This is a genomic window from Bradyrhizobium sp. ORS 375 (genome assembly GCF_000239775.1).
In the GTDB taxonomy this organism is placed as follows: Bacteria; Pseudomonadota; Alphaproteobacteria; order Rhizobiales; family Xanthobacteraceae; genus Bradyrhizobium.
Genome location: NZ_CAFI01000122.1, coordinates 1 through 26,272, shown reverse-complemented (window position 1 = coordinate 26,272; position 26,272 = coordinate 1). Strand labels below are relative to the sequence as shown.

Here is a 26,272-nt window from a genome sequence, read left to right as displayed (position 1 = left end):
TGAGGGGCCGCGGCGTACTGGATTGCCAGGTCAAGCCGGGCGATGACGGCGGAAAGTGGGGAGGGCACGCATGACCCAAGCTCCCTCCGGCGAAGACTCTCTTATCGCCCGCTATTTCAAGCCGCTGGCGACCGATCCCGGCGCTTTCGGCCTCGTCGATGATGCCGCCGTCATTCCGGTCTCCGGCGACGACCTCGTCGTCAACACCGACGCCATCGTCGAGGGCGTCCATTATCTCCCGGACGATCCGCCCGACACGATCGCGCGCAAGGCGCTGCGCGTGAACCTGTCCGACCTCGCAGCCAAGGGTGCGGTGCCGGCTGGCTTCCTGCTGACGCTTGCACTGCGACACAAGGACGAGGCTTGGCTCGCCGCCTTCGCCCGCGGTCTTGGCGAGGACGCGGCGGCCTTTGGCTGCCCGCTGCTTGGCGGTGACACCGTGTCGACGCCCGGTCCGGTGATGATCTCGGTCACCGCCTGGGGCCGAGTGCCCCCCGGACGGATGGTGCATCGCTTCGGCGCCCGGCCGGGCGACCGGGTGATGGTCACCGGCACCATCGGCGATGCCGCGCTTGGGTTGCGCATCCTTCAGGTCGGAACAGAGCTGGCTGCGCTGGCCGGCGATGCCGCGGCACGGGATATGCTGATCGGCCGCTATCGCGTACCGCAGCCGCGCAGCGCCCTGGCGGCGGCGGTGAGGGACTTCGCGACGGCGTCGATGGACGTCTCGGATGGCCTTGCCGGCGACCTGACCAAGCTTTGTGCTGCCTCCAACGTGAGCGCCGACATTCAGCTGTCACACGTTCCGACCTCATCAGCAGCCGCACAGCTCCTTGCTGAGGGGGCCGTCCAGCTGGAAACTCTGGTCTCCGGCGGCGACGACTATGAGATCCTCTGCACTGTTCCCGCAGCGCGATGCGACGCATTCCGCAGTGCAGCTAACGCGGCCGGCGTCGCCTTGACCGACATCGGCGCCATCGTCGAGGGCACACGCGCGCCGCGCTTCCTTGACGGGCAGGGGCGTCCAATCAGCTTGAAACAGCTGTCCTACAGCCACTTCTGACACCCATTCGCAGCCGCACATTGCGACCAAAGAAGCGTCTGAATTTGGAGCGGTTCAGGCGTCGCGGCGTTGCGTCATCATGGCGATTTTGGCAAGGTCCATGCTGTTCACGGCGGCTCCGCCCGGAGTGGCCTGACAGGGGGCGTGCGTCGCACAAGCGCGGCGCGACGTAGTTAGAAAAAGCAAAGAGCCGAGGAAACTAAATGTCAGCTTTATGGGTGATCGTGCTCTGCGGAGCGCTGTCGATCGTCTATGCGATCTGGGCCACACAATCAGTGCTCAGCGCGGACGCCGGCAATGCGCGCATGCAGGAAATCGCGGCGGCGGTGCGTGAGGGCGCGCAAGCCTATCTTCGCCGCCAATACACGACGATCGGAATCGTCGGCGTCGTGATCTTCGTGCTCCTTGCGTATTTCCTCGGCATGCTCGTCGCGGTCGGCTTCGCGATCGGCGCTGTGCTCTCCGGCGCGGCCGGCTTCATCGGCATGAACGTGTCGGTGCGCGCCAACGTCCGCACCGCTCAGGCGGCGACCACCTCGCTCGCCGGCGGCCTCGAGCTCGCCTTCAAGGCCGGCGCCATCACCGGTCTGCTGGTGGCGGGTCTGGCGCTGCTCGGCGTCACCATCTATTTCGGCATCCTCACCGGCTTCATGAAGCTCGCGCCCGACAGCCGCACCGTGATCGACGCGCTGGTCGCGCTCGGCTTCGGCGCTTCGCTGATCTCGATCTTCGCCCGTCTCGGCGGCGGCATCTTCACCAAGGGCGCGGACGTCGGCGGTGACCTCGTCGGCAAGGTCGAAGCCGGCATCCCCGAGGATGATCCGCGCAACCCCGCGACCATCGCCGACAACGTCGGCGACAACGTCGGTGATTGCGCCGGCATGGCCGCCGACCTGTTCGAGACCTATGCGGTGACCGCGGTCGCCACCATGGTGCTGGCCGCGATCTTCTTCGCCAAGTCCTCGCTGCTCGCCAACATGATGACGCTGCCGCTGGCCATCGGCGGCATTTGCATCATCACCTCGATCGCCGGCACCTTCTTCGTCAAGCTCGGTGCCAGCCAGTCGATCATGGGCGCGCTGTACAAGGGCCTGATCGCGACCGGCGTGCTGTCGCTCGCCGGTCTCGCGATCGCGATCGCCTGGCTGATCGGTTTCGGCAAGCTCGACGGCGTCGACTATACCGGCACCGCGCTGTTCGTCTGCGGCGTCGTCGGTCTCGTCGTGACCGGCCTGATCATCTGGATCACCGAGTACTACACCGGCACCGACTTCCGTCCGGTCAAGTCGATCGCGGCGGCTTCGGTCACCGGTCACGGCACCAACGTGATCCAGGGCCTGGCCATCTCGATGGAGGCGACCGCGCTCCCCGCGATCGTGATCATCGCCGGCATCCTGGTCACCTACAGCCTGGCCGGCCTGTTCGGCATCGCGATCGCGACCACCACGATGCTGGCGCTGGCCGGCATGATCGTCGCGCTCGACGCCTTCGGCCCGGTCACGGACAATGCCGGCGGCATCGCCGAGATGGCCGGTCTGCCCAAGGAAGTCCGCAAGTCCACCGACGCGCTCGACGCGGTCGGCAACACCACCAAGGCGGTCACCAAGGGCTACGCGATCGGCTCCGCCGGTCTCGGCGCGCTGGTGCTGTTCGCGGCCTATAACCAGGACCTGCAGTTCTTCATCGCCGACTCCGCCAAGCATCCTTACTTCGCGGGGATCAAGCCTGACTTCTCGCTGAATAACCCCTACGTCGTGGTCGGCCTGCTGTTCGGCGGCCTGCTGCCGTACCTGTTCGGCGCGATGGGCATGACCGCGGTCGGCCGCGCCGCCGGCGCGATCGTCGAGGAGGTGCGTCGGCAGTTCCGCGAGAAGCCGGGCATCATGCAGGGCACCGACAAGCCGGATTACGGCAAGGCGGTCGACCTGCTGACCAAGGCGGCGATCAAGGAGATGATCATCCCCTCGCTGCTGCCAGTGCTGTCGCCGATCGTGGTCTACTTCCTGATCTACGCGATCGCGGGTGGCGGCGCGGCCGGCAAGTCGGCGGCGTTCTCGGCCGTCGGCGCCATGCTGCTCGGTGTGATCGTCACCGGCCTGTTCGTCGCGATCTCGATGACCTCGGGCGGCGGCGCCTGGGACAACGCCAAGAAGTACATCGAGGACGGCCATTTCGGCGGCAAGGGCTCTGACGCCCACAAGTCGGCCGTCACCGGTGACACCGTCGGCGATCCCTACAAGGACACGGCAGGCCCCGCCGTGAACCCGATGATCAAGATCACCAACATCGTGGCCCTGCTGCTGCTGGCGATCCTCGCGCACTGAGCAGCAGCACGTCTCCGACAAACAAGGACCCCGCGGTGCGAGCCGCGGGGTTTCTCATTTGGCGTCGGGATCCCCTGCTATGACTCCGCCGCGCGCTGCCGCACCCGGTAGTTCTGCAGCGTGCTCTGCGCCATGCGCGGCTGCAACTGCGTGAAGCTCGCCAGATGCTGATCGAGCTGCGGCCGCGCGCTGCCGCTGGCGTTCGCCTGCATGAACAGCAAGGTCGTCGTGGTCACCCAGGACAGATCAAGCGCCTTGGCGAGCACCAAGAGCTGGTCCGGCTGCTTGCGCACGAAGGCGCGCTCGACCACGTCGAGCGGCAGCTTGCACATCAGCGCCAGCGCCAGCGTGACCTTGTCGAAGCTGCCTTCCTTGGCAAAGCCGTGCAGCTGCGCCTCGTGGAGCTGGCCGGTGGCGTGCAACTGCTCGACATACGTCTTGGCGTTGGCGAAATCGGTCGAGCTCGTCCGCGCCGCAGCCTGCAGATGGCCCGACGCCTGCGCGACGGCAAGCTCGACGATCTTGGCACGGGCTGCATCGGCCGACGCAAGCTGATTGCGCACGGCGTCGGACGCCTCGACGAAGAGTCGAACAAGGACCTCGCGCGGACTGTCGGGGCGGCTCCATAGCGTCATCGCCAGACCCGGATCGTCGGAGGCCTTGGTCACCAGGCCCGAGAAGCCATGATCGGAGAAGCGCGCGCCGTCATTGTTGGCGGTACTCGACACCACGGCCTGATCGCCGCGGTCGACCAGCACGTCGGTGACCGCTTCCGTCAGGACCTTGCGGCCCGAGATCGCCAGCAGATGTTTCTGGCCGTGGCTCTGCGCGGTCGCGACCAGCGACTCCTCGTCGAGGCGCTCGCTCTGGCGCAGCACCGGGCCGGCCACGGCGATGGTCTCGTCATTGGCAAGCAGCTTGATGAGGCGGGGCGGCGCGTCGGGCAGCGCTGCGAGGCGGCTGCCCAGTTGCACCCGCGCCGCGACGGCGACGTTGTCGAGCAGCTTGAACAGCACGTGGTCGAACAGGTCGACATGCTCTTCGGTAAACTTGCCGGAGCCGACGACGAACAGGTCGGTGACGCGGTCCAGGATCTCAGACCGTCGCGAGACGTAGCGGCTCGCGAGGATGTCTTCGAGCTGGTGCAGGACGTTGTTGGGCAAGGCAGGGCTCACGGCATGGACATCGCCGCTGCCTGCCCCCCGGGGATCAGGTCAGGCCTCCAGGAGGCTCAACCCGGTTATCCGCTGACGGTATCTTGCAACCAGATCAAAGACACGCGGCCGCCATCTATCGCACCATCTCGCTTAAGGTGCCGTTACCTCCTGCGCCCGCTGACGGTAACTCCGGCGTCGCACGGCCGGCCGCCGTAGCTCATTGCACGTCCATCTGCAGGCCTTCCTTCTGGATGATCGAGGCGAATTTCGTGGTCTCGGCCTGGACGAAGTCACCGAACTGCTGCGGCGTGCCGTAATCGCCCCGAGCGCCCATCGCGGCGATGTTCTTGCGGATATCGTCGCGCTCCAGCATCGCCTTGACCTGCAGGTTGAGGGCATTGACGATCTCGGGCGGGCAGGCCTTCGGCAGGAACACGCCGAACCAGGAGGAGACGTCGAACTTGGCGAGCTCCGGTGCGCTCTCGCGCATGGTCGGCAGATCAGGCGCATTGGCGCTGCGCTCCGGCGTCGTCACGCACAGGCCGGTAAGCTTGCCGTCCTGGATCTGCGGCAGCGACGGAAACAGATTGTCGAACAGGATCTGGACGTCGCCGGCGAGTGCCGCCTGCAGGGCCGGACCGGCGCCGCGGAACGGGATGTGCGTCATCTTCAAGCCGGTCAGCTGCAGGAACCAGGCGCCGGTGAGATGCGGGCTCTGGCCGACGCCGGAGGAGGCGTAGTTGAGCTTATCGGGATTGGCCTTGAGGAAGGCGACGAGCTCCGCGACCGACTTGATGCCGGTCGAGGGGTGTGCCGAGACGATGTTCGGGATGCGGATCATGTTCGACACCGCCTGCAGCTGATCCGGCTTGTAGGCGAGGTTGCGGAAGATCGAATAGGCGATTGCGTTCGGACCGGGATTGCCGATCAGGATGGTATAGCCGTCGCCCTTGGTGTTCCGCGCGACCTCGGCAGTGCCGATCGTGCCGCCGCCGCCGGAGCGGTTCTCGACCACGGCCGATTGTCCCCACGCCGTCTGCAGATGTGCGGCGAGCAGCCGGCCCATCACGTCGGTGCTGCCGCCGGGCGCGGCCGGCACGATCAGCTTCACCGTCTCGGTCGGACGCCAGTCGGCGAAGCTCGTGCGCGGCAGAATGGCGGCGGTCGAGAGCGCAGCGGCTCCGGACAGCAGCTTGCGGCGCGACAGCGCGATGCGATGAGCCATTGATTCCTCCCGGTCGATGTTTTGCGGGAGGGTAGGGAAGGTTGCGCCGCCAGAGCAAGCACCGGAAATGCACGCGCACTGCGCCAATCAGCGCAGCCGGCGGGCTTTGTGCCGCGGCCCGGAATCATATTCCGGGCGGCGGCGATCAGGTTCGGATTAGTTGAAGCTGAGCAGCTTGAACAGCGGCGTCAGGTAGCTGAGCTCCTGGCCGGAGGTCGGCGTGGTGCGGCTGACGAAGTCGAAGATCTTGCCGTCCTTCATGCCGTAATTGGCGAGCCGGCGGACCTGCCGGTTCTTGTCGAAATAGATCGCGATGACGCGCTGATCCACGACCTTCTGGTTCATGAAGGCCACCGTGCGTTCGGCGCGCTGCGAGATGTAATAGAACACCTCGCCGTCGAGCGTGGCGACCGTGGATGGCGTGCCCATCACGATCAGCACCTGATCCTGGCTGGCCCCGATCGGGATCTGCTCCAGGGCGCCGGGCGGCATGATGTAGCCCTTCTGGAACTGCTCGCCGGTGCAGGCGGCGAGCGCGAGGCCCATCAGCGCGATGGCGCCAAGAGTGAGCGCACGGGTGCGCAGACGGGGGCTCAGGCCGCGGGAGAGCAGGCGGGCAGTCGTTCGCATTGTCTGGGTCATCTTCTTCAGATCGGATCCCGTCCCCTTGCGTCGGGCAGGGCGTTGACGTACCGGGCAAAGTCGCGGATTGCAACATGCCCCCGAACCGGGTCACGGAAACTTAAGCCGCGGAATCCTCATGCTCTGGCCATTCAACCGTTTCAGGAAGTCCGGATCGTCCCCGCGCGGGACCATCGAGCCGATCTATGGCATGATCGTGGCGCAAACCCGAGAACCGTTGTTTTATAGACACTTAAATGTCCCCGACACGGTCGAAGGGCGGTTCGATCTGCTGATCCTGCATCTCTGGCTGGTGTTGCGCCGGCTGCGAGGGGTGGGGTCGGAGCTCTCGCAGGCGCTGTTCGACCGCTTCTGCGACGACATGGACGACAATCTGCGCGAGATGGGCGTGGGTGACCTCACCGTGCCCAAGCGCATGCAGAAGTTCGGCGAGGCGTTCTATGGCCGCACCGCCGCCTATGACCTCGCCTGGTCGGAAAGCGAGGCCCAGCTGGCGGACGCCTTGCGGAAGAATATCTTGAACGGAGAGCATCCGGACAGCGCGGCAGGACTGGCCGCCTATGCGGGCCGGGTGGCGGCGCAACTCGCAGCCCTCGACGACAACAGGCTGCTCGGCGCGGGCTGGAGCTTCCCGAGCCCGGTGCAGCAGGATTAGCAATATGAGCAGCAGAGACAGAGACAATTCGCGCGAAACGGCGCGCGATCCCGCCCGGGATCCCCTTAGAGATCCCTGGCGGGCGCCGCCGGTGATCGTGGCGCAGATCCCGGATGCCGGTCTGCATCGCGAGATCGAGGCCGATGCAGCCACCCTGCGCGCACTGGCCGCGATCGGCGAGCTCCGCGAGGTGCTCTCGGCGCACGCGTCCTTTGACGTGGTCCAGAAGCGTGACGGCAAGGTGCACGTCGAGGGCCGGGTGCGCGCCCGGATCGGCCAGACCTGCGTCGTCACGCTGGATCCGATCGAGACCGACATCGACGAGCCGATCGACCAGCTGTTTGCGCCGCCGGAAGACATTCCGGAGCTGGCCGAGTTCGTCGAGGACGACCCGAACAGCGAGGTCGACACCGCCGATCCGCCGGAGCCGATCATCAATGGGCAGATCGATCTGGGCCGTCTGGCCGCCGACGCCCTGTTCCTGGGGGTCGATCCCTATCCGCGCAAGCCGGGGGCGGTGTTCGAGCAGCCGGCAGCAGCTGCCGACCCCGAGGATCACCCCTTCGCGGCGCTCAAGGCGCTGAAATCGGCCGGTGACGCCGAGGCGATCCGGGCCAAACCGAAGAAAACGGGTGAGGATTGATGTCGGAATGTGCAGGCCGGCAGCGCTGCCGTCCTGTCACGAAGCCTCCTGAAATCGGCTCAACTTGCTGATTTGGATGATAAAGACCGACTGGCCGTCTCCCCCAGGCGTCGCCCCGGTTGCAAATTGCGTCGCCCCCGGGAGGTTGTTTCGACACGGAGAGACGCTATTGTCGCGCCCGGGTCGGGGTGCGACGAAATCGCTCGGCCGGTTGTGGGACTGTCCCTTAACTGTTCCCTGGCCGTGCAGTGCCTCTGAACGACCGCCAAAACACGGCCAACCAAGGCCAAGACGAGATCAAGCTCGAGATCAGGTTTCCGGGACGTCATGCCTCAAAAGGTTCGAATCGCGCTGGACGCCATGGGCGGGGATTTCGGCGCGTCCGTGGTCATTCCCGGTGCCGCGATCGCGCTGAGCCGCCATCCGGACGCGGAATTCCTGCTGTTCGGCGACAGCGCCAAGATCAATCCTCAACTGGACCAGCATCTGCGCCTCAAGGCTGTCTCTCGCGTCATTCATACCGACGTCGCCGTCAGCAACGACGACAAGCCGAGCCAGGCGCTGCGGCGGGGGCGCAAGACTTCGTCGATGTGGCTCGCCATCGAGGCGGTGAAGAAGGGCGAGGCGGATGTTGCGGTTTCCGCCGGCAACACCGGCGCACTGGTCGCGATGGCCCGGTTCTGCCTGCGCACCCTCGACGGCATCGACCGGCCGGCGCTCGCGGCGATCTGGCCGACCACGCGCGGTGAGTCGGTCGTGCTCGACCTCGGCGCCACCATCGGCGGCGACGCGCATCATCTCGTGGCGCTGTCGGTGATGGGCAGCGCGCTCGCGAGCGTCTTGTTCAACAAGCCCAAGCCGACGGTCGGTCTCCTCAATATCGGCGTCGAGGAGATGAAGGGGCATGAGGAGATCCGCGAGGCGGCCGAGCAGCTGCGCGCGATGAATCTGCCGCAGCTCGATTACATCGGCTTCGTCGAAGGCGATGGCATCGGCAAGGGCGCGGCCGACGTGGTCGTCACCGAGGGCTTCAGCGGCAACATCGCGCTGAAGGCGGCCGAGGGAACGGCGCGGCAGGTCACGGAATTCCTGCGCGGCGCGATCCAGGCCAGCGTCATGGCCCGGATCGGCTATCTGTTTGCCCGCGGCGCGTTCGCGGCCCTGCGCGCCCGGCTCGATCCGCGCCGCTCCAACGGCAGCGTGGTGCTCGGGCTCAAGGGGATCGTGGTCAAGAGCCATGGTGGAACCGATGCCGAGGGCTTTGCCTCGGCGGTCCGGGTTGGCTATGAGATGGCCCGCTACGATCTCCTGACCAAGATCACTCAAACACTCAATCGCGACGGCGGCGCATTGGCGTCCGAATCGGTCGCCCAGGAGGCTGTCTCGTGACAATTCGTTCGGTCGTGCTCGGCTGTGGCTCGTATCTTCCGCAGCGGGTCGTGACCAATGCCGAGCTGGCAAGCCGCATCGAGACCTCGGACGACTGGATCGTCCAGCGCACCGGCATCCGGGAGCGTCACGTCGCAGCCGACGGCGAATTCACCTCTCACCTCGCGATCAACGCCGCGCGTGCGGCGCTGGCCGTCGCCGATGTCGATCCGCAGTCGATCGACCTGATCGTGCTGGGCACCTCGACGCCGGACAACACCTTTCCGGCAACCGCGGTCGCCGTGCAGAACGGGCTCGGCATCCATCATGGCGCGGCGTTCGACCTGCAGGCCGTCTGCTCCGGTTTCGTCTATGCGCTCGCGACCGCCGACAATTTCCTGCGCAGCGGCTCGTTCAAGCGGGCGCTGGTGATCGGCGCCGAGACCTTCTCGCGCATTCTCGACTGGAACGACCGCACCACCTGCGTGCTGTTCGGCGACGGCGCCGGCGCGCTGGTGCTGGACGCTCAGGAGAAGGGCGCGACCGATCGCGGCGTGCTGACCACGCATCTGCGCTCCGATGGCCGCCACAAGGCCAAGCTCTATGTCGATGGCGGCCCGTCCTCGACCCAGACCGTCGGTCATCTCCGCATGGAAGGCCGCGAGGTCTTCAAGCATGCCGTGGGCATGATCACCGACGTGATCGTCGACGCCTTCGAGGCGACCGGGCTGTCCGCCGACACGATCGACTGGTTCGTGCCGCACCAGGCCAACAAGCGAATCATCGACGCCTCGGCGCACAAGCTGCACATCGCGCCGGAAAAGGTGGTGCTGACGGTCGATCGGCACGGCAATACCTCCGCCGCATCGATCCCGCTGGCGCTCGACGTCGCCGTCAAGGACGGCCGGATCAAGAAGGGCGACGTCGTTCTCCTTGAGGCGATGGGCGGCGGCTTCACCTGGGGTTCGGCGCTGGTGCGCTGGTGACCATTCCGTCCCACGAGATTTACGTGGGACGAATGACGCTTAGCGCTGCAGTTCGGTTCACGCTGCTGTTGACCATCGCTGCTTAACCTCTTAATTTCCGGACCGAATTATTCGCCGGGAGTTTGGGGCAGGCGATGGCGGGAACCGGAAAAACAGTTACACGCGTCGATCTCTGCGAGGCGGTCTACCAGAAGGTGGGCCTGTCGCGCACGGAGTCGTCCGCCTTCGTCGAGCTGGTCTTGAAGGAGATCACCGACTGCCTGGAGCGCGGCGAGACGGTCAAACTGTCGTCGTTCGGCTCGTTCATGGTGCGCAAGAAGGGTCAGCGCATCGGACGTAACCCGAAGACAGGCACCGAGGTGCCGATCTCGCCCCGGCGGGTGATGGTGTTCAAGCCGTCGGCCATTCTCAAGCAGCGCATCAACGGCCAGCAGGCCAACGGCAAGATGAACGGCGAGGCAGCTCCCTCGGAGCTCAGCGCCGAGACCGAGTAGCGTTACGCCTGGCTCAGAGCGGGTCCGGCCCACGGGTGGGCCAAATAGTGTCATCGTCAGCGTAGCCTAGCGTCACATCTTGTCAGCACGATCGAAGGGGAACGGGCATTTGGACAAGGCGCCGGATGCGTTTCGGACGATCAGCGAGGTCGCGCAGGAGCTCGACATCCCGCAGCACGTGCTGCGGTTTTGGGAGACCCGGTTCGCCCAGATCAAGCCGATGAAGCGGAGCGGAGGCCGGCGCTATTACCGGCCCGACGACGTCGATCTGCTCAAGGGCATCCGCCGTCTGCTCTACAGCGAAGGCTACACGATCAAGGGCGTGCAGCGGATCCTGAAGGAGCACGGCGTCAAGTCGGTGCAGGGGCTGGCCGACAGCTCCGCCGCCGTCTCGTTTGGCGCGCTCGAGGAGACCCTCGGCCAGGCGATGATGGAGGAGGAGCCGATCGGCGAGGCCGAGGTCGAATCGGAGGATGAAGAGGAGGAGGCCTCCGAGGAAGAGGGCATCGATTTCCGTTTCGTCGACACCGAGGACGACATCCTCGACACCTTCCGCGTCGGCCCGCCCACCCGCGCCGGCATGAGGCCGGAGGAGCGCGAAAAGCTCGAAGGCCTGCTCAAGGAGCTGCTCGACTGCCGCGCGCTTTTGGACCGGGCGATGAAGGAGGTCTGAGGGCGCGCCTCGGGCCGGAAATCACGGCAGGCCAGGCCGTGACCGCCATCACGGGGCTTCATGCCTGACGAAACCCGCCCGCCGCGCCTTGCATCACGCCCCAATCGCGGCTACAGGAACGGCCATCGGAGCGTGGCGCAGCCCGGTTAGCGCACTAGTCTGGGGGACTAGGGGTCGTGGGTTCGAATCCCGCCGCTCCGACCATTTCTGAGTTCGCGGGCCCTGCCGGTGGCGGATGGTGTTCGCCGATCGAGACTCTGGGCTCAGCGTCGACGCAGGTTGCGAATTCGATCATCCGCATCATGGTCTGCCGTTCGCGAGCCGACCGCGCCGATGCGCTTTCTCCTTTGAAACTGTGCTCCTCTCCGCGCTTTTCTCCCGTCGTCGCTCCGGGAACGTCGGGCGGTTGCCCCTGATTGAACGCGCTGCGGTCGGAGGTCACGCCTTATTGTCGCGACCATGATGACATCGCGGAGTGCGCGCGATGCCATGTCGTGAGGCCGCGGTTGCGCCGCAACGCCGGCTTTTCAAAGCGCCAGTCGCCGCCTAAACTCGCGATCCGGGCTTGCGGTGCGCGTTTAGCGCCGGAGCTCGGTTTCTTTTTTGAATAATGGTCCGGGTTCCCCATGGACGCCGCCGTCGTCGACACCTCCTTCGGCCATTTCGAGAATGCCGAGCAGATCACCTTCTGGAATGGCGCCGGCGGAGCGCGCTGGGTTGCGCGCCGGGCTGAGCTCGACGCGATGCTGGCGCCGGTGCAGGAGGCGCTGCTGCAGCGGGCGTCGATCCAGACGAACGAGCGGGTGCTCGACATCGGCTGCGGCTGCGGCGCGACCATGATTGCGGCGGCGGAGAAGGTCGGCCCCGGGGGCAGCGTGCTCGGCCTCGACGTGTCAGCGGCAATGCTCACCGCCGCTCACGAGCTTGCGCCGGCCGAGGCGCCGGTCAGCTTCGTGCAGGGCGATGCCATGGTGCATCACTTCAAGGCGGCGAGCGCCGACCTCGTGATCTCGCGCCTCGGCGTGATGTACTTCGCCGATCCGGTGCGCGCCGTGCTGAACATCCGCAATGCGCTGCGTTCGGAAGGGCGGGTCGCCTTCGCCTGCTGGGGGGAGCTGCGCGACAATCCCTGGGCGCTGGAGCCATTGCAGGCGGCCTATGACCATGTGCCCAAGCTGCCCGGGCTGAAGCCGAATGCTGCGGACGATTTTGCCTTTGGTCCGGCCGAGTGGGCCGAGACCGTGATGACCGACGCCGGGCTGCGCCGCGTCCGCCTGGAGCGTTGCGATCTGGCGCTCGACCTCGGCGCAAATGGCGGTCTCGATGCTGCCGTGCAGACGGCACTCGCGATCGGGCCCGCCGGCCGCGCCATGGCCGGACAACCGGCCGAAGCCGTGGAAGCGGCGACATCGGCCGTGAGGAAGGCGCTCGCGCGCTATGCGAAGGCGCAGTCGGTGATGGTGCCCGCCTCGTTCTCGATCCTGACCGCCGTCGATCCCTGAGCTTGGATCGTCAAGCTGCTCCGGCCGATCTCGGCGAGAAAAGCCGCAAGATCGGTCGAGCGTGTTCGATGCGGGCGCGCTTAGGTGGCGCTGCCACGGAGCACGAAAACGATGAAGGCGGCGCTGCAGAGCTACCACGCCCGGATGCAACGGGTGCTGGATCACATCGATCGGCATCTCGACGACGATCTGGATCTGGAGTCGCTGAGCAGCGTCGCCGCCTATTCGAAGTATCATTTCCACCGGCAATTCACGGCGACCTTCGGATTGTCGGTGCATCGCTACATCCAGCTCGCCCGCATGAAGCGGGCATCCTACCAGCTGGCCTATGGCGATGCGCCGAGCGTCACCGATGTCGCATTGGAAGCCGGCTACGATGCACCGGACGCCTTTGCCCGCGCCTTTCGCCAATGGTTCGGGCAATCGCCTTCAGCATTCCGGAAATCTCCCGATTGGGAGCCGTGGCTTGCGGCCTTCGGGCCTCTCGATGACGCGAGGAGCAAGCTCATGCAGACGACCTTCAAACCACACGACGTGATCATTCGAGACGTGCCCTCGACGCGCGTGGCGATCATCGCGCATCGCGGTGACCCTGCGGCGCTTGGCGCCACGATCCAGCGCTTCATCGCCTGGCGCAAGGCCGCCGGCCTGCACCCCAAAACCCATCCGACCTTCACGGTGTGGCGCTCCGAGCGGCGTCCAGCGTCGCCTGCCGACTACAGCGTGGATCTGTGCGTCGGCACCGGGCAGCCGATCGCGGCCCATGACGAGCAGGTCAAGCTCGGCGAGATTCCCGGCGGACGCTGCGCCGTGCTGCGGATCGTCGGCAACACGCATAATCTGGAACCCGCGGCGCTCTATCTCTATCGCGACTGGCTGCCGGCCAGCGGCGAGGAGGTGCGTGATTTTCCCATCTACTGCCAGCGGCTGAGCTTCTTCCCCGAGGTGCCGGAGCATGAGGCGGTCGCCGACCTGTTTCTGCCGTTGAAATAGCCCCGGTCCCTTGGGTTCATAGGAGAGCGCCAGTTTTGAAGGGTTCCAGTTCCTTCAGGGGAACTGGAACAGGATCTTCGACGTTGACCTGCACCAGCGCCGGGGACCCACACCCTGGCATTGAACCTTTGCGCCGGTGCGCGCACCAACCTGATGTTTCTCGGCTCGAACGAACGAGCCGGTTTTTCAGGAAATTTTGGACCGGTGTCGGGGTTTGTCCCGATGCAGCTTTGTCGTTGAAGGAGGCGCGTATGGTCCTCAAGACTTTGAAAGTCTCATTATCGGTTTTTGCCGCTGCAACGTCCGTCCTGTCGCTGTTTGCCGTGAGCTGGGTAGGTCTGGCCCTGCTGGGTTATTAGTTCCATACGGCGTGCTCATTTGCACGTTGACGTGCAAAGCAAAGGATGCGGCGCAGACTGGCCTATCCGGTCTCAGGTGTGTGGCGCCGCACATTCGCCGATGGATTGCCGTCCGGCGGTCATTCGGATCACGGACCTTTCGGCTGATGTCTGATGCTCGTCCGGTTATGCTGCCGGCGCGAGGTTCATCAGGAGAGGTCATGCCGGCGTTGCGGTCCATCGTCTTGGTTGTGGTTGCGTCTGCCGTCGGTTGCGGTTCTGGGCATGCCGACATCAACGCGGCTGGGATTGCTGGTCGCTTGGCCGGCGAATCCGGCGTGCGGCTCGACGATCGCGGCCGCAATTTGATCCCTACGGGGCGCCGCAAGTCCGGGCTGGACCGGGCACAGGCGGCCGCGGCAGAACCGGCGACCAGCGGCGGCTATCTGGTGGCGATCTCGTCACAGGCCAGCGAGGCCGAGGCGCTTGCGTCCTTCAAGGTGCTCCAGGCCAAGTATGCTGCCGTGCTCGGTCAATACCAGCCCATCATCAAGCGACTCGATTTCGGCGAGAAGGGCGGCGTCAGATTCCGCGTGGCTGTCGGCCCGTTCGAAACCAGGCAGCAGGCCAGCGCGATGTGCGGATCGTTGAAGCTGGCCGGCGGCCAGTGCTTCCCGTTCGGCAGCCAGTAAGCCCCGCCGATTCTACGCCGACGTCGCGCGCGTGCAAGAAAATGGCCGCGGAGCAAAAGCGGCTCAAAGCAGAGCGGTCGAAGCAGATCGCGCCGGGGCTCAGCGACGTGGAGACGGCAACGGCCGTCGAGACGCAGGCGAGGGACACTGGCGGCTCCTCGGAGAAGGTCGCCGCGATCGTGACGCCTGCGCCCGGCCTCCATTCTCCGACTCCGACCTCGCTGCAGTTGCGGCGGCTCGGCTGTCTGGATGCGGCCGTGAGCGGGGATGGGGACGCCACCTCCGCACGCGCGCTGCCTGCGGCTCACGCGAACGCCTTCTCGACCGTCTCGATCAGCACGCGCAACGACTTGTCGTGCCGCGTGATCGGCGGGATCGCCCGGGTGATGTCGAGCAACTGATAGACCGCCATCTGCGCCGCGCGCACCGAATATTCCACCGTGAACACGACGTCGTCGGGGATCTCGACGAACTGGCTGATGAAGGCGAGGTTCTTGGAGTTCGCCGGCACCGGCAGCGGCCGGTCGCTCTTGTGGCGCGGCATGAACATGCTGGTGATGTAGGGCAGGCGACACGGCACGCAGCTCGCATTGTCGAACACCGAGAGCTCGAAGTTGAGGTGTCCGCACAGCTCCTTCAGGATCTCGGCGCCGCTGCAATCAGCCATCGCCTTGGCTACGAAATTGCCGATGCGGTCGGGATGCAGCGCGTAGCCCCAGAACACCTGCACGTTCTTCGGCTGGCCGACGAAGTGCGGCTGATGATAGAGCACGATCGACATCAGCCAGTTGGAGTCGGTGAAGGTGACGAGGCCGCCGGTGCCGGCCTTGTTGCCGCTGAAGGCTTCCATCGCGTCGAAGAAGCGCGGATTGCGGCAGGTGACCGTGAACGACTCCCAGCAGGATTCCGGAATCGAGGAGTTGAAGGCGGCGGGATTGCCGAATTCGGGGCGTCCCTGCGCGATCTTCTCCCACAGCGTCCAGCCCTTGCTCTCGCGCTTGGTCAGGCGCGGCGGCGGCGCATATTGCGAGCCGAGGCTGGTGGCGTCGGTCATCGAGCCGTTCTGGAAAAATACGAGATCGTCGGGCGACACGGTAAGCGCCTCGGTCTTGCCGTGGCGAACGAGCGTCAGCTGCTTGACGACATGCTTGCCGGCTTCGGTCGCGATCGCCATGTCGGTGACATCGACGTCGCCCTCGAAGGTCACGCCATGGCCTTCCAGCCATTTCATCAGCGGCACGACGATGGCATCGTACTGGTTGAACACGGTGCGCTTGACGCCCGCCAGAGTCTCGATGCGCGCGAACTCGTTCATGAAGCGGTGCAGATAGCGCTTGAACTCGACCGCGCTGTGCCAGGGCTGGAAGGCGAAGGTCGTCTGCCACATGTACCAGAAGTTCGTCGTGAAGAACGCCGGCGACAGCCAGTCGGTGATGCGCGAGTTGCCGAGCTTGTCCTCGGGCGTCTCGGTCAATCTGACCAGCTCGAGCCTGTCCTGCATCGAGAAGCCCATGGTGGAGACGTCGATCTTGTGGCGGTTGCGGTCGACGAGACGCGCCTGGGAGTGCGCGACATGGTCCTTGTTGAAGGCAATGGTCTCGTCGCGCACGGTGCGGTTGGGATCGCTGGCGCCTGGAATGGCCGACAGAAGGTCCCACGTGCATTCGTAGTGGTCGGTGGTCAGCATGCGTCCGCCGCGCAGCGAGAACGAGCCGTCCGGCAATTGCGTGCCGTCGAGGCTGCCGCCGAACGGCAGGTTCTTTTCGAAGATCGTGATGTCGCGTCCGGCGACGCCGCCGTCGCGGATGAGGAATGCCGCTCCGGCGAGGGCGCCGATGCCACTGCCGATGAAATACGCTTTCATGATGTCTACCCGGATCGTCTGTTGCGATCCGGGCTTAGCGGCCGCGTTCCCGTGCGGAACTGATCCAGATCAACGCATGCAGCGCTGCGGCGATCACGATCTTGCGCGCAGGCTCAGGCGAAGGATTTCACCACCGACTGCAGCAGCACCTTGAGCGACTTGTCATACGGCGTCACCGGCGGGATGGCGCGGTCGATCTTCATCAGCTGATAGACCGCGTGCATCGCCGAGCGCACCGAATATTCGATGGTGAACACGGCATCTTCGGGCAGCTCGACGAACTGGCCGATGAAGGCGAGGTTCTGCGAGTTGGGAGGCACCGGCAGCGGCCGGTCGTCCGGGCTGCGCGGCATGAACATGCTCATGATGTAGGGCATCCAGCACGGCACGCAGGTGGCGTCGTCGAACACCGACAGCGGGAAGCGCAGGTGCCCGCAGAGCTCTTTCAGAATCTCGGCGCCGCTGCACTCCGACATCGGCTTGGGCACGAAATTGCCGACGCGATCGGGATAGAGACCATAACCCCAGAAGATCTTGATCTCGTCGGGCTGGTCCGGGAAATACGGCTGCGTGTACAGCACGATCGACATCCGCCAATTGGAATCGGTGAACGTCACGAGCCCACCGGTGCCTGCGATGTTGCCGCTGAACGCCTGCATCGCATCGAAGAAGCGCGCGTTCCGGCAGGTCACCGTGAACGATTCGAAGCTCGACTCCGGGATGTTCGAGCTGAAGACCGCGGGATTGCCGAATTCAGGCCGGCCTGCGGCGAGCTTCTCCCACAGCGCCCAGCCACGGCTGTCGTCCTTGGTGAGCTGCTTCGGCGGGCTGTCGTGGCTGCCGAGGCTGGTGGCGTCGGTCATCGAGCCGGCCGTGTAGAACACGAGGTCATCGGCTGCGAGATCGATGCTGCGGCTGGCACCGTTCTGCTGGAGGTCGAGCCGCGTGGCGCGATGCCTGCCGTTCTCGGTGACCAGCGCGATGTCGGCGACGTCGGCGCCGCCGACGAAATTGACGCCGTGGTCCTCGAGCCAGCGCATCAGCGGCTTCACGATGGAGTCGTTCTGATTGTAGACCGTGCGCTTGACGCCGCCGAGCGTATCCATCGTCGGGAATTCGTTCATGAAGCGGCGCATGTAGCGCCTGAACTCGACCGCGCTGTGCCACGGCTGGAAGGCGAACGCCGTCTGCCACATCAGCCAGAAATTCGTCGTGAAGAACGGCGGTGACAGCCAGTCCGAGATCAGCGAATTGCCGAGCTTGTCCTCGGAGGCCTCGGTGAGCTTGGTCATCTCGATGCGGTCCTGCATCGAGAAGCCCATGGTGGAGACGTCGACCTTGTGCCGGTTGCCGTCGACCAGCCGCGCCTGCGCGTGCGTGACGTGCAGCTTGTTGAACATCTCGGTTTCGCTGAGGATGTTCTCGGACGGCTGGGACGCGCTCGGGATCGTCGACAACAGATCCCAGGTGCACTCATATTGATCCGTCGTCAGCATGCGACCGCCGCGCATCGAGTAGGAGCCGTCGGGAAGTCGGGCGCCGTCCAGGCTGCCGCCATAGGGCAGGCGCTTCTCGAACAGGGTGATGTCGCGCCCGGCCACGCCGCCGTCGCGGATCATGAACGCTGCGCCTGAAAGTGAGCTGATGCCACCGCCGATGAAATAGGCCTTCATGATGTCGACCTGCGATTTAAAGTGTTGAAACAAAATAGTAAAAATGCCGGCAGGTGCAGCAAATCACTGCCCGAAACGATGCCTGCCGAGGGCGATATTACCGCAGCGGGATGAATTAGTCGTCAACAGCTTGAGGTCGTTTGTCCCGGTGCGGCGCAATGTCCCGGCATGTGGCGCGCACGGTCTCTCTATCGTCATTGCGAGCGCAGCGAAGCAATCCAGGGTGGTGTGCGGGCCCCTGGATTGCTTCGCTGCGCTCGCAATGACGTTGAAAGAGCACGCTTCACCACGCTGAGCCCGCGTGCCGCAGAGGTCCATCGTTAGTTGACTGGGGCGCCGTCAATGCCCCGCCATGTGCCGGCCGATCTCAGTGAGGTCGGCTTGGCCGGCGCGGGTCTCGTAGACCAGCTGGCCGTGGAACATCACCACCAGCCGGTCTGACAATTCCAGCAACTCATCGAGATCCTCGCTGACCAGGAGCACTGCGGCGCCGCGGTTGCGGGCGGCCATGATCTCGGCGTGGATCTGCGCCACCGCCGCGAAGTCGAGGCCGAAGCAGGGATTGGCGGCGATCAGCACCTCGACGTCGTGGCCGAGCTCGCGCGCGAGCACCGCGCGCTGCACGTTGCCGCCAGACAGCGCCGAGATCGGCGTATCCGGTGTGCGCGTCTTGATCTTGTAGCGGTTGATCTTGCTGGTCGCGTCCTTGCGGAACGCCGACTTGTTGAGCCACCAGCCGCCGCTGGCGAACGGCGCGCGGTCGAACTCGCGCAGCGCGATGTTGTCGGCGACGCTCATGCCGCCGACGCAGGCGTTCTTCAGCGGCTCCTCGGGGAGCAAAGACATCTTGTGCCGGCGCATCTCCTCGCGGCTCGCGGAATAGGGCGCGCCGGAGACTCGGACGGCGCCGCTCTCGGCCTCGCGCTGGCCTGCGAGCACCTCGACGAGTTGGCGTTGGCCGTTGCCGGACACGCCGGCGATGCCGACGATCTCGCCGGCCCGCACGGTGAGCGAGAGGTCCTGGACGGCGAGGCCGCCGGCATCGTCGCGCGCGACCAGTCTCTCGACCTCCAGCCTGACGGTGCCGGCCTCGCCGGTGCGCGACGGCTGTACCGTGAGCTGCTCGGCGCCGATCATCATGCGGGCCATGTCATCGGGCGTCAGCTCGGAGACCTTGCCGCGGCCGGCGAGCTTGCCGCGGCGCAGGATCGTGACCTCGTCGGCGAACGCCATGACCTCGCGGAATTTGTGCGTGATCATCAGGATTGTCAGCTCGCCGGCTTCGACCATCTTGCGCAGCATGCCCAGGACTTCATCCGCCTCGCCCGGCGTCAGCACCGAGGTCGGCTCGTCCAGGATCAGGAAGCGGCGCTTGAGATAGAGCTGCTTGAGGATCTCGCATTTCTGCCGCTCGCCGGCGGAGATATCGGAGACTTTCGCATCGAGCGGCACGCGGAACGGCATGCGTGACAGGAACGCTTCCAGCTCCTGCTTTTCCTTATGCCAATTGACCACCGCCGGCACGTCGTCGCGCGCCAGCACAAGGTTCTCGGCAACGGTCATGGCCGGCACCAGGGTGAAGTGCTGATAGACCATGCCGAGGCCGAGCGCGTGGGCGTCCTTCGGATTGCTGATGGCGCGCTCGCGCTCGGCGATCAGCACGTCGCCCTCGGTCGGGCGGTAGTAGCCCATGATGCACTTGACCAGCGTCGACTTGCCGGCGCCGTTCTCGCCGAGCAGCGCGTGGAACGAACCGGGACGGACCTTCAGCTCGACATTGTCGAGCGCGGTGAATGCGCCGAAGCGCATCGTCATCGCGATGGCCTCGACGCCGAACGCGCCTGATGGCGTCGGATCGTCGCCGATCACGACAGCGCCTCGATCAGCGCGGTGGAGGTCGCGACGGCGCCGAACACGCCGCCCTGCATCTTGATCATCTTCAGCGCGTGGTCGTGATTGCTTTGATCGGTGGCGCCGCAGCAGTCCGACAGCAGCACGCATTCGAAGCCGCGGTCATTGCCCTCGCGCATCGTGGTATGGACGCAGACGTCGGTGGTGATGCCGGTCAGCACGATGTTCTGGATGCCCTTCAGGCGCAGGATCAGCTCGAGGTCGGTGGCGCAGAACGAGCCCTTGCCCGGCTTGTCGATGATGATCTCGCCGGGCTGGGGCGCGAGATCCGGGATGATCTCCCAGCCCGGCTCGCCGCGCACCAGGATGCGGCCGCACGGGCCGGGATCGCCGATCCCCGCGCCGATCTGCTGCGAGCGCCAGCGCTTGTTGGCGGGCAGGTCGGAGAGATCGGTGCGATGGCCCTCGCGGGTATGGATGATGCAAAAGCCCTGCGCGCGCATCACCGTGAGCAGCTTCTTGATCGGCTCGATCGGTGCGCGCGTCAGCGAGAGATCATAGCCCATCTTGTCGACATAGCCGCCGACGCCGCAGAAGTCGGTCTGCATGTCGATCACGATCAGCGCGGTGTTCTCAGGCCGAAGATCGCCGTTGTATGGCCAGGCGTAGGGCTCGGAGCGGATGGTGCGCGTTGTCATGGCGACCTTCTGAACTAGCGGGTGATGGACAGCTCGGCCGGCGCGCCGCTCAAGGTGCGTTTCGGCGAGCAGGTGATGATCATGATGAGCAGTGTCAGGATGTAGGGCGCGGCATTGAACAAATGATAGCCGGAGGTGACGCCGACCGATTGCAGCGCCGGCCCAAGCGCCGCGGCGCCGCCGAAGGCGAGCGAGGCCCACAGGCACAGCATCGGGTCCCAGCGCGCGAAGATGACGAGCGCGACCGCGGTGATGCCTTGTCCCGATGACAAGCCCTCGTTCCAGCTGCCGGGATAGAACAGCGACAGGAACGAGCCGCCGATGCCGGCGAGGAAGCCGCCGGCCATGGTGGCGCGCAGCCGGATCATCAGCACGGAGTGGCCCATCGCGCGCGCCGCATCGGCGCTCTCGCCGGCGGTGCGGATGAGGAGACCCCAGCGCGTGGTCTTGAACGCCCAGAACAGGATCGGCGCGAGCGCCACGCCGAGCAGGAACAGCACGTTGATGCGCAGCGCGGCGCGGACCTGCGGCACCTCGCTCCACCAGCCGAAATCGATCGCCGGCAGCCGCGCGGCGGTCGGCTCGATCAGCGGCTTGCCGAGGAAGAAGGCGAGCCCCGTGCCGAACAGCATCAGCGAGATTCCCACCGCGACGTCGTTGACGCGCGGCAGCGAGCAGATGCCGGCATGCAGCGCCCCCAGCAGCGCGCCGGTGAGGCCGGCGGCGAGCACGCCAAGCCATGGCGAGCCGGAGAGATAGGAGATGCCATAGGCGCTCATCGCGCCCATCACCAAGGTGCCTTCGAGACCGAGATTGATGCGGCCGGAGCGCTCGGTGATGCATTCGCCCAAGCTGACAAACAGGAACGGCGTGGAGACGCGGATGGCGCCGCCGAGCACCGCGAGCGGGACGGTCCAGAGTCCGATATTGCCGTCAGCCATGGCTCAGGACTTTCCTTTCAGAAACCCGATGCGCCCGTAGAGCGCGTCGCTCGCCAGCACCGAGATGAAGATGATCCCCTGCAACACCAGCACCGAGGCATCGGGCAGTCCGAGCCGGCGCTGCAAGAGGCCGCCGGACGCGTTGATGCCGCCGAGCAGGATCGCAACGGGGATGATCGCCAGCGGATTCTGCCGCGCCAGGAAAGCCACCAGGATGCCGGTGAAGCCGTAGCCCACCGCGAGGTTGGCATTGGTGCGGCCCTGCACGGCGGCGACCTCGACCATGCCGGCGAGCCCGGCGCAGGCACCGGCGAGGAAGCACACGGTGAGGATCAATTTGCCGACGGACAGGCCGACGATCTTGGCGGCGCGGATGTTGCCCCCCGCGACGCGCGCGGCGAAGCCGAACGTCGTATGATAGATCAGCACGTAGGATGCGACCGCCAGGATCAGCCCGAACACCAGACCCCAATGCACGTCGGTGCCGGGAATGGTGCCGATCATGTTGGCGGCGCCGATCTCGCGCGTCGACGGCTTGTTGAGGCTGGCCGGATCGCGCATCGCGCCTTCGACGAGATGGTTGAGGATCGCGAGCGCGATATAGACCAGCAGCAGGCTGGAGATGGTCTCGTTGACGCCGCGGTACTGGCGGAGGCCACCGGACAGCAGGATCCACACTCCGCCGCCGGCCATGCCCGCGATCACCATCGCGACCTGGACCACGAGCGGCGGCAGACCTTGCAGCGCCAGCGCGGCCGACGTCGCAGCCAATGCGCCAATCAAGAGCGCGCCCTCGCCGCCGATGATCACCATGCCCAATTGCGCGGGCAGGGCGGTGCACAGCGCCGTGAGGATCAAGGGCGCCGCGCGGCTCAGCGTGTTCTGCCAGGAGAACCAGGTGCCGAACGCGCCGTAATACATGTACCAATAGAGGTCGAGCGGGTTCTTGCCGAACAGCGCCACGAACCCGCCGAACACCAGGAGCGCGGCGACCAGCGCCGCGCCCGGGATCAAGATGTACTCGATGCTCGCGCCATAGCGTTGCAGGAAGCCTGCGTCGGCGGCCGGCGCGGTGGCGGCCGCATCAACCGGATCGGCCGCCTCCGTGGTCACGACGTCGCTCCGATCACGCCCTCGACCAGATAGTCCATCTTCTCGAGCTCGGGGTCCTTCTGGCCGCGCTCGGTACCCGCGGTGATCACGACGTTGCCCTTGTTGTCCTTGATCGGGCCCTTGAAGATCGTATAGCCCTCGCCGAGGAACTTGGCCTTGATCTCGTCGGCGTGCTTGCGCGCCTGTTCGGAGACCGCCTCGCCGTAGGGCGACGTCTTCACCAGCTCTTCCTTGAGCCCGCCGCGATAGAAGTTCGGAATGCTTTCACCGGCGGCCAGCATCTTCACGAACTTCGGATACAGCGCCTCCCAGTTCCACTCGGCGCCGGTGAGATACGCCTTCGGCGCCAGCGGCGACTGGTTGACGTGATAGCCGGTGACGAAGGCGCCGCGGCGCGCCGCGTTCTCGACCATCGTCTTCGGACCGTCGACATGGCAGGTCAGCACGTCGACGCCCTGGTCGATCAGGCTGTTCGTCGCCTCGGCTTCCTTGACCGGCATCGACCAGTCGCCGGTGAAGATCACCTGCGTGGTCGCTTTCGGGTTGGCCAGCTTGGCGCCGAGGGTGAAGGCGTTGATGTTGCGCAGCACCTGCGGGATCGGCTTGGCGGCCACGAAGCCGAGCTTGCCGCTCTTGGAGGTGTAGCCCGCGACGATGCCGGCGATGTACTGCGCCTCGTCGATATAGCCGAAATAGGAGCCGGCGTTCTTCGGATCCTTCTCGCTCCACAGGCCGCCGCAGTGCTCGAAGCGCAGCTTCGGGTACTTGTTGGCCATCTTGATCATGTGCGGATTGTAGTAGCCGAACGAGGTCGGGAACAGCAGCGTGGCACCGTCGAGATTGATCATCGACTCGATCGTCTTCTCGACCGCGTCGGTCTCCGGCACCTTCTCCTCTTCGATGACCTTCAGCCCGGGCAGCTTCTTCAGCGCCGCCGCGCCCTGCGCATGCGCCTGGTTGTAGCCGTAGTCGTCGCGCGAGCCGACATAGATGAAGCCGATCGTGGTGTCGGCGGCGAAGGCCGGCCGCAGGCCCGCGGCTGCGCCGAGCGTCAGCGCCGCGCCACCCTGCAACAGATGCCGTCGTGAAATCCTGCCAAAGTCCATGGTGTGCTCCCTCGGCGGGCTGTCGCGCCCGCGCCTCTCGGCTTCGCCGGCACGGCGCAGCCTCGCAAAGGGAGATCGCAAGCTTTGTGCCAGGGGCAGCCCGTGCGGTACCGGAGCTAAGTCACTGAACTACCGCTGCTTTGTGATTGACTTTAAACTGGGCAACGAAGGCGGCAGGTGAAGTGCAGCCTATATTTTAATCAATCGACTTCAATTGTATGCAACGAGTTCAGACGTCGGAGGGGCAGGCCCGCATTGCTGGCCACACTTGTCAGCCTCTCTGCGCGGGAGGCGAATATGTCTCCACCGTCATTGCGAGCGCAGCGAAGCAATCCAGAGTCCTGACCACAGCCCTGGATTGCTTCGCTGCGCTCGCAATGACGGTGGAGAGAGCTGCACGCAACAGCTGGAGCCGCGCCCGGCGCAGCCTCCGGGTCCGTCTCGTGATGCCCGTCGCGCCGTTCAGATGCCGAGCAGCCAGACGGCGACGATGGTGCCGATCACGGCGATCCCGCTGATGGTCCAGCCGGTGACATACGCGCCGTCGTCGGGACCAGCCGGATCGACCATCGTGTGGCGCCAGCTCTCGTCCTGCCAGTGCCCCTGTTGGTACGCCATGCGAACCTCCTCGAGCCTGCCTCCCCGTGGAATAAGTCGGAGCCCCCGGCAGCGGGTTCAACCCCAAAGCGAAGTCTTTCACTCGTGCGCTGCAGCAGAGGTCCTCGACATCGGCTCTGGTCAGACGCGCCAAACGTCCTAAGCTCACGGCTGCGTTCCGTGAAGAGAACGAGGAAGTCGCCCGGCCGGCGTGAGCCGTGCCGCAGCAGGGAAGGAAGAACGTCCAATGAAGGATTTCGCCGGCAGGATCGCCGTGATCACCGGAGGCGGCACGGGCATGGGCCGCGAGCTCGCCCGCCAGCTCGTCGCCGAGGGCTGCAACGTCGCGATGTGCGACATCTCGGCCGAGGCGATGGCTGAGACCAAGCGGCTGTGCGAGGCCGAGAAGCTGCCGCAGGGGCTGCGCGTCACCACCCATGTCGCCGACGTCTCGATCGAGGCGCAGCTGCAGCGCTTCCGCGATGAGCTCGCCGAGCAGCAGGCCACCGACAAGATCCATCTGCTGTTCAACAACGCCGGCATCGGCGGCGGCGGCAGCCTGTTCACGAACTCACGCGAGCAATGGGAGCGCACTTTCAACATCTGCTGGGGCGGCGTCTATCTTGGCGTCCGCACCTTCCTGCCGATGCTCTTGAAGGCCGACGAAGCCCACATCGTCAACACGTCGAGCGTCAACGGCTTCTGGGCCTCGGTCGGCATGGGCGTCTCGCACACCGCCTACAGCGCCGCGAAATTCGCCGTGAAGGGTTTTACGGAAGCGCTGATCAATGACCTCCGCCTGAACGCGCCGCACATCAAGTGCTCGGTGGTGATGCCCGGCCATATCGGCACCTCGATCGTCTCGAACTCCCGCAAGGTCCAGAGCGGCGGCGAGTCCGACGAATTGAGCGACACCGAGATCGCCCAGGCGCGTCAGCGCATGAAAGGCATGGGCATCGACGTATCAGCCATGAGCGATCAGGACATCCAGAACGCCGCCCGCGAACGCGCCCGCAGCTTTTTGGAGGATGCGCCGACGACGGCCGCGCAGGCGGCGAAGATCATCCTCGACGGCGTAAAAGCCGAGCAGTGGCGGATTCTGGTGGGCGAGGATGCTAAGCTGCTCGACATGCGCGTGCGCCAATCGCCGGAGCAGGCGTACGAACCGGAGTTTTTCCAGCGTTTCGCGCAGGAGGCGGGGTGGAAGCTGGGGTAGGGGATCGTTGTTAGTTGGGAGGCGACCATAGCGCCGCGGAGATGGTGAGCTCCCCTCCCCCTTGCGGGGAGGGGTCGGGGGTGGGGGTCCACGAGTCCCGCTGCTCGTGATGAAACAGACAGCCATGGCTGACAGCCGACGATCATTCGCGCAACGCATGCGCGCCGAACCCACTGACGCCGAGAGAGTCCTCTGGCAACACCTTCGCCACGACATCAAGCTGGCCGGCTCTCACTTCCGTCGTCAGGCGCAGATCGGGCCGTTCATCGTCGACTTCGTCAGCCGCAAAGCAAAGTTAGTGATTGAAGTCGACGGCGGCCAACATGATTGGCAGCAGGAGAAGGACAGCGCCCGTACCCGACAGATCGAGGCACTCGGCTATCGCGTTCTTCGCTTCTGGAACAATGATGTGCTGGGAAATATCGAAGGTGTGCTTCACGAAGTCCGGTGCGCGTGGA

At 65.5% G+C, this 26,272-nt stretch carries 23 protein-coding genes, 1 tRNA gene and 1 pseudogene; 14 read left to right on the top strand and 11 right to left on the bottom strand.

Translation table 11 applies throughout. The features are described 5' to 3' along the window. Positions 1-70 precede the first annotated feature (70 nt). Both thiL and BRAO375_RS10925 read left to right on the top strand, forming a co-directional pair. Positions 71-1,063, top strand: coding sequence for a thiamine-phosphate kinase (thiL, locus tag BRAO375_RS10930; protein WP_009027531.1), 993 nt, complete (start codon positions 71-73; stop codon positions 1,061-1,063). Positions 1,064-1,266: 203 nt separating this feature from the next. Continuing rightward, complete coding sequence (locus tag BRAO375_RS10925; protein WP_009027530.1) at positions 1,267-3,387, top strand: sodium-translocating pyrophosphatase; 2,121 nt, start codon at positions 1,267-1,269, stop codon at positions 3,385-3,387. 77 nt (positions 3,388-3,464) lie between these two features. Here BRAO375_RS10925 and BRAO375_RS10920 read toward each other — a convergent pair whose 3' ends face one another. From BRAO375_RS10920 to BRAO375_RS10910, 3 genes are all read right to left on the bottom strand, one after another. Then, positions 3,465-4,550 carry a DUF2336 domain-containing protein gene (locus BRAO375_RS10920; protein ID WP_009027529.1) on the bottom strand — a complete coding sequence of 362 codons (1,086 nt, stop codon included), beginning with the start codon at positions 4,548-4,550 and terminating at the stop codon, positions 3,465-3,467. Positions 4,551-4,761: 211 nt separating this feature from the next. Continuing rightward, positions 4,762-5,769: a Bug family tripartite tricarboxylate transporter substrate binding protein gene (locus BRAO375_RS10915; protein WP_009027528.1), complete on the bottom strand. Its 1,008-nt coding sequence runs from the start codon at positions 5,767-5,769 to the stop codon at positions 4,762-4,764. Between the two features lie 156 nt (positions 5,770-5,925). After that, positions 5,926-6,411 (bottom strand): outer membrane protein assembly factor BamE, encoded by a 486-nt coding sequence (locus tag BRAO375_RS10910; RefSeq protein ID WP_035639928.1) that lies wholly within the window; start codon positions 6,409-6,411, stop codon positions 5,926-5,928. 118 nt (positions 6,412-6,529) lie between these two features. On the opposite strand from BRAO375_RS10910, the gene BRAO375_RS10905 reads away from it, so the two are divergent. The 10 genes from BRAO375_RS10905 (at position 6,530) to BRAO375_RS38540 (ending at position 14,755) form a co-directional block, all read left to right on the top strand. Beyond that, the gene (locus BRAO375_RS10905) at positions 6,530-7,066 is read left to right on the top strand and encodes a ubiquinol-cytochrome C chaperone family protein (protein ID WP_009027526.1); all 537 of its coding nucleotides are present in this window, start codon (positions 6,530-6,532) and stop codon (positions 7,064-7,066) included. Positions 7,067-7,070: 4 nt separating this feature from the next. Then, the gene (locus BRAO375_RS10900; protein WP_083842463.1) at positions 7,071-7,709 is read left to right on the top strand and encodes a YceD family protein; all 639 of its coding nucleotides are present in this window, start codon (positions 7,071-7,073) and stop codon (positions 7,707-7,709) included. Between the two features lie 327 nt (positions 7,710-8,036). After that, the gene (gene plsX / locus BRAO375_RS10895; protein ID WP_035639924.1) at positions 8,037-9,098 is read left to right on the top strand and encodes a phosphate acyltransferase PlsX; all 1,062 of its coding nucleotides are present in this window, start codon (positions 8,037-8,039) and stop codon (positions 9,096-9,098) included. Then, positions 9,095-10,063, top strand: a complete 969-nt coding sequence (locus BRAO375_RS10890) for a beta-ketoacyl-ACP synthase III (protein WP_009027523.1) — start codon at positions 9,095-9,097, stop codon at positions 10,061-10,063. The genes plsX and BRAO375_RS10890 overlap by 4 nt, the downstream gene beginning before the upstream one ends. Positions 10,064-10,197: 134 nt before the next feature. Next, complete coding sequence (locus BRAO375_RS10885; RefSeq protein ID WP_009027521.1) at positions 10,198-10,557, top strand: integration host factor subunit alpha; 360 nt, start codon at positions 10,198-10,200, stop codon at positions 10,555-10,557. 109 nt (positions 10,558-10,666) lie between these two features. Beyond that, positions 10,667-11,230, top strand: a complete 564-nt coding sequence (locus BRAO375_RS10880; RefSeq protein ID WP_009027520.1) for a MerR family transcriptional regulator — start codon at positions 10,667-10,669, stop codon at positions 11,228-11,230. A 126-nt stretch (positions 11,231-11,356) separates the two neighbouring features. Beyond that, positions 11,357-11,434, top strand: a tRNA-Pro gene (locus BRAO375_RS10875). 422 nt (positions 11,435-11,856) lie between these two features. Then, positions 11,857-12,732, top strand: a complete 876-nt coding sequence (locus BRAO375_RS10870; protein ID WP_009027519.1) for a class I SAM-dependent methyltransferase — start codon at positions 11,857-11,859, stop codon at positions 12,730-12,732. A 111-nt stretch (positions 12,733-12,843) separates the two neighbouring features. Beyond that, on the top strand, positions 12,844-13,725 hold the full coding sequence (locus BRAO375_RS10865; protein WP_009027518.1) for an AraC family transcriptional regulator: 882 nt from the start codon (positions 12,844-12,846) through the stop codon (positions 13,723-13,725). A gap of 658 nt (positions 13,726-14,383) precedes the next feature. Then, on the top strand, positions 14,384-14,755 hold the full coding sequence (locus BRAO375_RS38540) for an SPOR domain-containing protein (protein WP_349545774.1): 372 nt from the start codon (positions 14,384-14,386) through the stop codon (positions 14,753-14,755). 304 nt (positions 14,756-15,059) lie between these two features. Here the strand turns inward: BRAO375_RS38540 and BRAO375_RS10855 are convergent. The 8 genes and pseudogenes from BRAO375_RS10855 to BRAO375_RS37945 form a co-directional block, all read right to left on the bottom strand. Beyond that, positions 15,060-16,679, bottom strand: a pseudogene (locus BRAO375_RS10855) (oleate hydratase); the annotation flags it as partial. 53 nt (positions 16,680-16,732) lie between these two features. Further along, entirely contained in the window at positions 16,733-18,325 is a 1,593-nt protein-coding gene (locus BRAO375_RS10850) for an oleate hydratase (protein ID WP_283806064.1), read from the bottom strand. A 306-nt stretch (positions 18,326-18,631) separates the two neighbouring features. Continuing rightward, complete coding sequence (locus tag BRAO375_RS10845; RefSeq protein WP_085964488.1) at positions 18,632-20,107, bottom strand: ABC transporter ATP-binding protein; 1,476 nt, start codon at positions 20,105-20,107, stop codon at positions 18,632-18,634. Positions 20,108-20,157: 50 nt separating this feature from the next. Further along, positions 20,158-20,841 (bottom strand): biuret amidohydrolase, encoded by a 684-nt coding sequence (biuH, locus tag BRAO375_RS10840; protein ID WP_009027511.1) that lies wholly within the window; start codon positions 20,839-20,841, stop codon positions 20,158-20,160. Positions 20,842-20,855: 14 nt separating this feature from the next. Beyond that, a complete protein-coding gene (locus tag BRAO375_RS10835; protein ID WP_009027510.1) occupies positions 20,856-21,782 on the bottom strand; it encodes an ABC transporter permease in 927 nt (308 codons plus the stop codon). A gap of 3 nt (positions 21,783-21,785) precedes the next feature. After that, positions 21,786-22,895, bottom strand: a complete 1,110-nt coding sequence (locus BRAO375_RS10830; protein WP_009027509.1) for an ABC transporter permease — start codon at positions 22,893-22,895, stop codon at positions 21,786-21,788. Next, positions 22,892-24,001: a BMP family ABC transporter substrate-binding protein gene (locus BRAO375_RS10825; protein ID WP_009027508.1), complete on the bottom strand. Its 1,110-nt coding sequence runs from the start codon at positions 23,999-24,001 to the stop codon at positions 22,892-22,894. The genes BRAO375_RS10830 and BRAO375_RS10825 overlap by 4 nt, the downstream gene beginning before the upstream one ends. A gap of 462 nt (positions 24,002-24,463) precedes the next feature. Continuing rightward, the gene (locus BRAO375_RS37945) at positions 24,464-24,619 is read right to left on the bottom strand and encodes a hypothetical protein (protein WP_009027507.1); all 156 of its coding nucleotides are present in this window, start codon (positions 24,617-24,619) and stop codon (positions 24,464-24,466) included. A gap of 226 nt (positions 24,620-24,845) precedes the next feature. Here BRAO375_RS37945 and BRAO375_RS10820 point away from each other — a divergent pair, with 226 nt between their 5' ends. Continuing rightward, entirely contained in the window at positions 24,846-25,814 is a 969-nt protein-coding gene (locus BRAO375_RS10820; protein ID WP_035639920.1) for an SDR family NAD(P)-dependent oxidoreductase, read from the top strand. 124 nt (positions 25,815-25,938) lie between these two features. Then, positions 25,939-26,272, top strand: a 334-nt coding sequence (locus BRAO375_RS10815) for an endonuclease domain-containing protein (RefSeq protein WP_035639931.1), incomplete at its 3' end; no start/stop codon positions are given.